10 protein-coding genes are annotated in these 7272 nt (G+C 50.2%); 1 reads left to right on the top strand and 9 read right to left on the bottom strand.

Translation table 11 applies throughout. The annotated features are described in order from the left end of the window. Positions 1-52: 52 nt before the first annotated feature. The 6 genes from Q0294_RS02345 to Q0294_RS02320 all read right to left on the bottom strand — a co-directional run bounded on the left by Q0294_RS02345 (position 53) and on the right by Q0294_RS02320 (position 4532). Entirely contained in the window at positions 53-1402 is a 1350-nt protein-coding gene (locus tag Q0294_RS02345) for a glutamine synthetase family protein (RefSeq protein ID WP_299460527.1), read from the bottom strand. A gap of 53 nt (positions 1403-1455) precedes the next feature. After that, entirely contained in the window at positions 1456-1914 is a 459-nt protein-coding gene (locus Q0294_RS02340; protein WP_299460525.1) for a hypothetical protein, read from the bottom strand. A 191-nt stretch (positions 1915-2105) separates the two neighbouring features. Continuing rightward, on the bottom strand, positions 2106-2528 hold the full coding sequence (locus Q0294_RS02335) for a cupin domain-containing protein (protein ID WP_299460523.1): 423 nt from the start codon (positions 2526-2528) through the stop codon (positions 2106-2108). Between the two features lie 102 nt (positions 2529-2630). Continuing rightward, entirely contained in the window at positions 2631-3638 is a 1008-nt protein-coding gene (locus Q0294_RS02330; protein ID WP_299460521.1) for a Gfo/Idh/MocA family oxidoreductase, read from the bottom strand. Between the two features lie 60 nt (positions 3639-3698). Continuing rightward, the gene (locus Q0294_RS02325; RefSeq protein WP_299460520.1) at positions 3699-4106 is read right to left on the bottom strand and encodes an HIT domain-containing protein; all 408 of its coding nucleotides are present in this window, start codon (positions 4104-4106) and stop codon (positions 3699-3701) included. A gap of 39 nt (positions 4107-4145) precedes the next feature. Further along, positions 4146-4532: a globin gene (locus Q0294_RS02320; protein ID WP_299460519.1), complete on the bottom strand. Its 387-nt coding sequence runs from the start codon at positions 4530-4532 to the stop codon at positions 4146-4148. Positions 4533-4775: 243 nt separating this feature from the next. On the opposite strand from Q0294_RS02320, the gene Q0294_RS02315 reads away from it, so the two are divergent. Beyond that, complete coding sequence (locus Q0294_RS02315; protein ID WP_299460518.1) at positions 4776-5768, top strand: hypothetical protein; 993 nt, start codon at positions 4776-4778, stop codon at positions 5766-5768. On the opposite strand, the gene Q0294_RS02310 is transcribed toward Q0294_RS02315, so the two are convergent. The 3 genes from Q0294_RS02310 to Q0294_RS02300 all read right to left on the bottom strand — a co-directional run. Beyond that, complete coding sequence (locus tag Q0294_RS02310) at positions 5765-6256, bottom strand: DinB family protein (protein WP_299460516.1); 492 nt, start codon at positions 6254-6256, stop codon at positions 5765-5767. The two genes, Q0294_RS02315 and Q0294_RS02310, sit on opposite strands and share 4 nt — an antisense overlap. A gap of 17 nt (positions 6257-6273) precedes the next feature. Then, positions 6274-6969 carry a PIG-L family deacetylase gene (locus tag Q0294_RS02305; protein ID WP_299460514.1) on the bottom strand — a complete coding sequence of 232 codons (696 nt, stop codon included), beginning with the start codon at positions 6967-6969 and terminating at the stop codon, positions 6274-6276. Positions 6970-7072: 103 nt separating this feature from the next. After that, positions 7073-7272 (bottom strand): hypothetical protein (locus tag Q0294_RS02300; RefSeq protein ID WP_299460512.1); only part of this gene is annotated, 200 nt, incomplete at its 5' end.

The following is a 7272-nucleotide window of genomic DNA, read 5'->3' as shown; positions in this document are numbered from 1 at the left end:
TATTCCGCTTCACCCGGGAAGAATAACCGGCTCATCAACAATCAGTGGCATACTAAAAACGGAAGAGATAGGCCTGCTGTTCGGCGTCTTTGCCCAATGTGTCGATCATTTGAATTTCTGCCCGCTTCATCGTGATGTAGTCTGAGATGCGGCTTTCTCCAAATCCTGCACGCAGGACTTCGTTCTGCTCAAGTGCGGTCAGAGCAGATGCCAGGTCGGTGGGATATCTTGTCATGCCGCGCGTCTGCCGTTCTCTCGGTGAAAGTAGCGTCGGGTCGGTTAGCAACGGTTTACCGGGGTCGGCCTGTTGCTGGATTCCATCCAGGCCCGCGCAGATGAGCGCGGAGAGTGCCAGATAAGGATTGCAGGTGGGATCGGAGGGCTTAAATTCCAGGTTCACGGTCGCTGCTTCTTGACCTTTGAACCCGGAGGCAGCACGGACGGTTGCTTCACGGTTATCAGGACCCCAGCAGACATAACATGAACTCCAGCAGCGTTCGACAAAGCGTTTATAAGAGTTGGTCGTCGGTGCTGTAAACGCCATCAGAGCGGGGAGATGTTTGAGGATGCCCGCCATGAAATGCAGGGCGGTTTGAGAAAGACCATACTCACCGGCAGCATCGTAAAACAGGTTACTTACGTCTTGGGAATCCCAGAGACTGAAATGAATGTGGCAGCCGTTCCCGGCGGAGGCCGGATCTGCTTTTGGCATGAAGGAGACGCGAAAATCGTTCGCCAGAGCCGTGCCACGTACCGTTTCTTTAAAGACCACCTGCTGGTCAGCCGCCTGCAGGCCTGCCTGATGTCGCACGGGAATTTCATGTTGTCCGTGACCGGCTTCCGGATAGTATTTTTCGACCATCACCCCCTGCTGCTCAAGGGCAGTGATGATTGGCAAAATATAAGGGCTGGCAAGATCCATCGCGGCAGAACTGAAACAGTTCAACTGATCCAGCGGCTGCCATTCCCCGTTTACATTTTTGAAAATGGTAAATTCGTTTTCAAAAGCAGCACGAATCACCATTCCCTCGTCAGCCAGTCTGTTGAGAAATGTCTTTAACAGATTTCGCGGACAGAGTTCCCAGGGTTGACCATCGATCGTTTCCAGATCCGAGAGCATTCGGGCATGCCCCGGGAGGTAAGGCAACACCTGAAAGGTATTCACGTCCGGGCGAATGCGAACTTCACCCACAGGTTGAAACCGGCTTTCAGGAGGCAGATGATCAAACACGTTTACGGAAGCCTGGGCCTGCGTCAGCCCGATGCCGGACTGTAAAATCTCAGCAAGACTGTCCGGTCGAAACGCTTTTCCCCGTGCAATGCCGTCCGGGCCGACATAAATGGCACGCACAAGCTCAACGCTCTGTTCAAGCAACTGTTCTCTCAACGATTCGTCTTGCATCTCACGCTCTTTGATGATGAAGAAAGTCGGATTATGAAGATTATCAACGGGAATTATCTCATCACAACAACGCTTTTCTTGATCTGTTTATGGCAGGCGATGCAGGTCATCGTCAGGTGCAGGTAGCTCAGTGAAGCACCATCAATGTTTTTTTTCTGGGCGTAGTTTAACACCTCTTTGGCAGCATTTCGGAATTCTGCACTTTGTTGAATGAAGATCGGTCCTTCGATAACCTGCCATTCCGTGGCGTTACTCATTTCGATCATTTTTTTTGTTCCTTTCTGGATCAGATCGAAATCTTCCGTGACCAGTCCTTCCAGAACATCTTTAGAACTGTCCAGCTTGGCCTGCATGAATTTGGAGACGTTTGCTTGCGCGGGATTCTTTTTTTGCACGGACTTTTCCGCCAACCTGGAATTTTCCTTCGCCAGCAATGGGGAAAAACTTTCACTCTGATCTCCCAATACTCCGGCCAGAAATCCACAGACGATGATTAATAAAAGACTTCTCATGATTCGCTCCTCAAGGTATGCCTGATTGACTGAAACCTGTTTGTATTATAATTCAAACCGCAAATTCAGGTTAATCAACAGCAGTCTGTTGATTACAAAAACTACGATTTCATTCATTAAGTCAGCTGAAAAGTACATCGACACCAGCCGGTAACGTTGCCGCTGATCAGGAGCCGAGTCCTGATTCCCGCTTAGGAACCTTTCGCGCCGGTCCAGGCAGGAGGGTCGCTGGCTGGAAATGACTCCTCAGAAGCTTCATCAATTTCATTGATGGGTGCGTTTTGGGAATGTGTCGGGATAATGGTGAGTAACAGTGCGGCTGTTTCCAGGCATTCCACAGCATGGGGTTCTGCATGCGGGAGATGCAATAAATGTCCGGGAGTGAGTTCATGAGTCTTCCCCAGACATTTAAAGACGACACGTCCCTCCAGGCATTGCACGATTAAAATTCCCGGAGCGGTATGGTTCGGGAGTGAATTTCCCGCTTTGATGATCAGACGAATGATCTGCAGATCTTCGGTTTTAACCAGCGTTGTCGTTTTTGTTGATTCCAGATCAGAGCCCAGGGGGCCAACGCTAATCACTTCACCTGCTTTTAAATGCGATAGTGTCATGATGGAAATCCTTATATAAGAGTCTTGGAAACTACTTTTATTTTATGACTCTACCGCCCGATATGAAAGGCCTTGTCAGGAAAAACAATATTGTCTTAAAAATCATGACTGTTTGAGCTGTTGTACTCCTGCTTCAAGAATGGCCTGGGCCTTCAGGCTGGCATGCGGACTGCATAGCTCCCAGGGTTCTTCGCCACTGCGCACGCAATGCGCGAAATGTTCGGTGGCGGTTTGCAAGTACAGCAGCGGACATTGAACTTTGACCTCTGTACCCAGGGGCTGGTCCTCGGAGGCTGACATCAGACGCCCTTTTTTCTGGGGTTCAATGATGAGCGTGCCTTTCGTTCCATAAATGGCAGTCGCATACGCAGTCAATTTTCCGATTTGAGACCAGGATCCTTCTGCCGTCGCGATTGCTTTCGGATACTGCATGACAATCAGCGCATTGTCTTCGACTCCCAGAGGCTCCGGTCGATACTGACCACCGAAGCCGGTGATGGTTTCCGGGACGCCCAGTAATACGCTGGAGAGCACGCAGCCGTAGCAGCAGTAATCCATCATCGCACCTGCCCCGTTCAACTCCGGATTAAACAGCCAGTCACAAAAGTAATCACTGCAACCCAGCTCTTTAGGACCGGCGTGAGCGGCCCGGTATTTGACTTGCCAGATTTCACCAATCTCTCCTGCTTTGGCCATCGTAATGGCGTGTTGCATTTGCGGCCACCAGGCAAAGGGCCAGTTCACCATCAGACAGACGCTCTTTTCGTGCGCGGCAGCCAGCATCGCTTCTGCCTGTGAGAGATTAGCGGCCATCGGCTTTTCAATCATCACGGGTAGCCCCCGTTCTATCGCGGATAGAGCCAGCGCTGCTCCCTCTTGATTACTGCTGAAAATATAGACGCCATCTAATTCGTGATGTGAAAAGAGTTCGTCGGGTGTCGCATAAGTGGGGCAGCCATATTCGTTCCCGATGCGATCGCGTAACGCCTGATTGGTATCAAAGGCGGCAACCAGTGTCGCGTTCTGAGTGTGTTGTAATTGTGGCAGATGATCCCAGACATGATCGTGAATCAATCCCAGGATACCGATGCGTAATGGCTGATTTGTCATGGTTTTCGTCAATCAATTAGCAGGAATATTTTAATCAGAAGCGTCAGTTTATGGTCAATTCTAACTGCTTTGCGCTGGATAAAATTCATGAAAGGCCTGTTTGATGTCCGTGACTTCGGCGTCCGTATAGGCCTGCTTTTCTGCTTGTCCCCAGACTGGAGCCGGCCAGTAGGGATCGCTGTGCTTTCTGCCAATGATATGAATGTGCAGCTGGCTGACCACATTACCCAGGGCCGCGATATTCAGTTTGTCGGGTACGAATTTCTGTTGCAGAAACTGCGAGACCAGATTGATTTCTTTTAAAATCGCTGTCTGCTGAGCGAAAGGGAGACTGGTCAGTTCGATCTCTTCACAGCGGGGCACCAGAATGAACCAGTCAACCAGCGAATTATTCATTAAGAGCAGAATCGATTCTTCAAGTTCACAAATCAGTTTGCAGTCAGCCTGCAATCGGTCGTCCAGTTTCATGCCTGAGTCCATTTCACAGCAAAAGGGGATGGGATGCGTTTATTCAGCCCGATTGATCAGAAATGTTGCCATCTGATCGAAAAAGGGTTCGAGCGTTTGTCTGATTTCAGGAGCCAGTTCCGTTTCATTCATGGCACGTACCATTAATTCCATCCAGCGATCTCGGGCACTTTGATTGATGGCAAACGGGGCATGCCGCATTCGCAGGGCAGGGTTACCACGTTCTTCGATATAACGTTGCGGGCCTCCCAGCCGATAGGCAAGAAATTCTTTCAATCGATATTCTGCACCGGCCAGATCATCAGCAGGATACATGGGTTTCAGAATATCATCTGTTTTTACCCTGCGATAAAAGGCCGCAATCAGTCGTTGCAGTCTTGCTTCGCCGAGATGATCAAAGATATCCTCTATCTCAATCTGACTCATGTGCTCTGGTATTCCGTAAATTCAGGAACGCGATTGTGTGAATTGATGATGTAAAGGAATGAAGTCCATTCTGTTACTGCATTCCGGACAGATTATGGTATCTTAGAAATTGACGTAGCAGATTCATACCCAACTGGAAGTTTCAATTTGACGTTGATTGTAGCCTGAATTATTGAGGGTAAACGTAATATGCAGCCCCGGTTCACGTTCCTGAGTTTAATCATTGTACTGTCGTGCACATCGATGTTGACTGCAGCAGAAGCGGTGCAGCCTCTCTGGCCGGGCTTTCAAAAAAGTCCCTGGTTTGATGAGCAGATTTCTTATCTGCCACTGGAACCGGATGTGCGTTCGATCATTGTCGCTCCACGCCCCGAGCGGATTGTGCCTGAAAACCCCAGCCGCGTGATTCTGTTTGCGACGCCTAACGGCAGTACCATCGAGCAGACGTTAGGCTGCCAACTTAAAGAAGGACGCGACTGGCACTTTGATGCCCAGCACATCGCGGCGCAGCACCGTGCCTGGCAGTTTCAGAATCAACAGGAAAATCTGATTCTGGTCTGTCTGGAGGCCCGTGGTTTGAGTTGGCCTGGCTGGCGCGCCACACATCCCGATCATCCCAGACTGATTCGTCACGCCATCGCCGAGATCCTGAAAGCGATTCCGCTGCAGGAGCCACGCATCACACTGGCCTGCCATAGTGGAGGGGGGAGTTTTTTGTGGGGATTTCTCAACGGTTCGGAAACGATTCCGGAACAGGTGGACCGCTTTATCTTTCTGGACGCAAACTACTCGTTCAGCACCTCTGACCTGCATGGAAAAAAGTTTTTAGACTGGCTCAAAGGGGACAAAAAACGGACTCTCATTGTTTTGTCGTATGATGATCGCAATGTTTTGTTTCGCGGCAAAAAAGTGGTGAGTCCTACAGGGGGCACCTTTCGAGCAACACACCGTATGCTGGATCGATTCAGGCAGGATCTCAAATTCAGCGAACTCAAACAGGGAGAGTATGGCACGTATTCGGGGTTGAATGGACAGATCTGCATGCTGATTCATACAAATGGCGAGAATCAGATTCTGCATACGCGGCTGGTGGGCGAAATGAACGGATATCTGTATGCAGCCACTGTAGAAACGCCGGCAGGTATTATTCGAGGTTTACCGAAAACGCCGCGCGCTTATACGAAATGGATTCAACCCGAGCCATTTGAACAACCAAAGCGGGAGAAGCAAAATTAAAACAAGGGTGGTTTTCCCAGTTTCCGTCTGACGACCGCCCATTGGCCGGCGTGCATCATCCAATGCGTGGATTCTCCGGCGAAAACGCAACCCGTTGTCGAGCCCAGATAACGCACCGCTTCAGGCGCTGGCTGCATCAGTTCCTGGTCGCTGAGTTTTGAGAGCACGTCCAGAGTTCCCTGACGTTGTTCCTGCATCAACTGGAGGTATTCTGCTTTGGTATGAAAATCCGCAGGCTGATCACTGGCCGCTGTTTCTCTGGTGTAGCATTCTTTAAAACCATCGGGTAGGCGCGGCATGGAATCGGGGGCAACCTGAGTCACATGAAAATGCTCACTAAGAATCAAATGCCCTAACTGCCAGGCAATATGGTTCATCTTTTCTGCAGGTCTGACAAATAATTCCTCGTCGGTAAGATCTTCAAGGTAGCTTTTCACGACCAGCGCGGGAAGCTCCAGAGTGACTTTGATATGTTCTGCCAGGCTCACGGCGAATCCTTTCCTGATTATAAAATTTCGACGGGTTGTTTACGAGGCGCCCAGAGGGCTTCGGCATATTTCACCCGGCACGTTTGTCCGCGATAGCGGGCCAGAGTTTCTTTTCCCTGAAGGGCGCCGTTCGTTTGTGCGGGATCGTAGTCCACGTTCCTCTGTAACGCCATATAGCGGCCGAGCCACTCCATTGATTTGTCCCAGTAGTCAGTCACATCCACGAACGTGTCGGGTTCAAAGCCCACCGTGTGTCCCGGACCGTTATCATAATGGTAGATCGTGCGTGGACTTTTAAACCGGTCCTGGTTGAGTACCCGCCCGCCATGATTGAGGGCAATTTTGCTGAGTTGAGAGGCGACAGTGTGGTCGTGATGATGATCGTACTCCCACATCTGCAGGGCGATGTCCGGTTTGATCTCGTGGACCGCAGCGGCGACTTTCTGCTTGGTTTTTTCATTTGTATCATATTGATGTGAGGCGAAGTCGAGAAACCGGGTTTCGACTCCAAAGTCACGGGCAATACTGATGACGGATTTTCTGAAAGCCTCTTCGCGTCCTTTGGTGGGAGGCCAGTTGCTGTAGTCGCCGATCAGAATTAACTGCACCACGCGATAGTTTTTCGCGACGGCTTTCAACATGATTCCGGGAACGCCGTAGACGCAGTCATCAAAGTGTGCGCCGATTGCCAACAAAGTTCTTTGGTCAGCCATAATCATCTTTTCATATCAGGTAACAGAACAGAAGAAAGTTCGCCTGGAGAACTTGTTTCATACTCCATTTGCTGATGATACTCGGCGTGGAAACGATACGCCATCAAAATTGGTAATCGTCATAAAAGATCAGGGCTAAGAAGTCAGTGTCTTTCACGGTGCGGAATTCAGATAGCGCATCAGCCTGACCGATGTTACCGGTCAGGCTGATGCGAAGCAGCTGGGCTGTAGCGAACAGGTTTATGCCAGTTCGGCCATTTTGCGTGAATTGGCAATAAAATACTCCAGGTACTCGGCCTGGAT

The sequence above is a fragment of the uncultured Gimesia sp. genome (assembly GCF_937919775.1).
Lineage (GTDB): Bacteria > Planctomycetota > Planctomycetia > Planctomycetales > Planctomycetaceae > Gimesia.
The sequence above is the reverse complement of the archived record's forward strand: the minus strand, read 5'-3'. Positions and strand labels throughout refer to the sequence as shown.

Coding starts and splice junctions, on each gene's coding strand:
- Q0294_RS02315 (WP_299460518.1), top strand. CDS start 4,776: ATGTTGACTGCAGCAGAAGCGGTGCAGCCTCTCTGGCCGGGCTTTCAA.
- Q0294_RS02345 (WP_299460527.1), bottom strand. CDS start 1,402: ATGCAAGACGAATCGTTGAGAGAACAGTTGCTTGAACAGAGCGTTGAG.
- Q0294_RS02305 (WP_299460514.1), bottom strand. CDS start 6,969: ATGGCTGACCAAAGAACTTTGTTGGCAATCGGCGCACACTTTGATGAC.
- Q0294_RS02325 (WP_299460520.1), bottom strand. CDS start 4,106: ATGAAACTGGACGACCGATTGCAGGCTGACTGCAAACTGATTTGTGAA.
- Q0294_RS02330 (WP_299460521.1), bottom strand. CDS start 3,638: ATGACAAATCAGCCATTACGCATCGGTATCCTGGGATTGATTCACGAT.
- Q0294_RS02340 (WP_299460525.1), bottom strand. CDS start 1,914: ATGAGAAGTCTTTTATTAATCATCGTCTGTGGATTTCTGGCCGGAGTA.
- Q0294_RS02335 (WP_299460523.1), bottom strand. CDS start 2,528: ATGACACTATCGCATTTAAAAGCAGGTGAAGTGATTAGCGTTGGCCCC.
- Q0294_RS02320 (WP_299460519.1), bottom strand. CDS start 4,532: ATGAGTCAGATTGAGATAGAGGATATCTTTGATCATCTCGGCGAAGCA.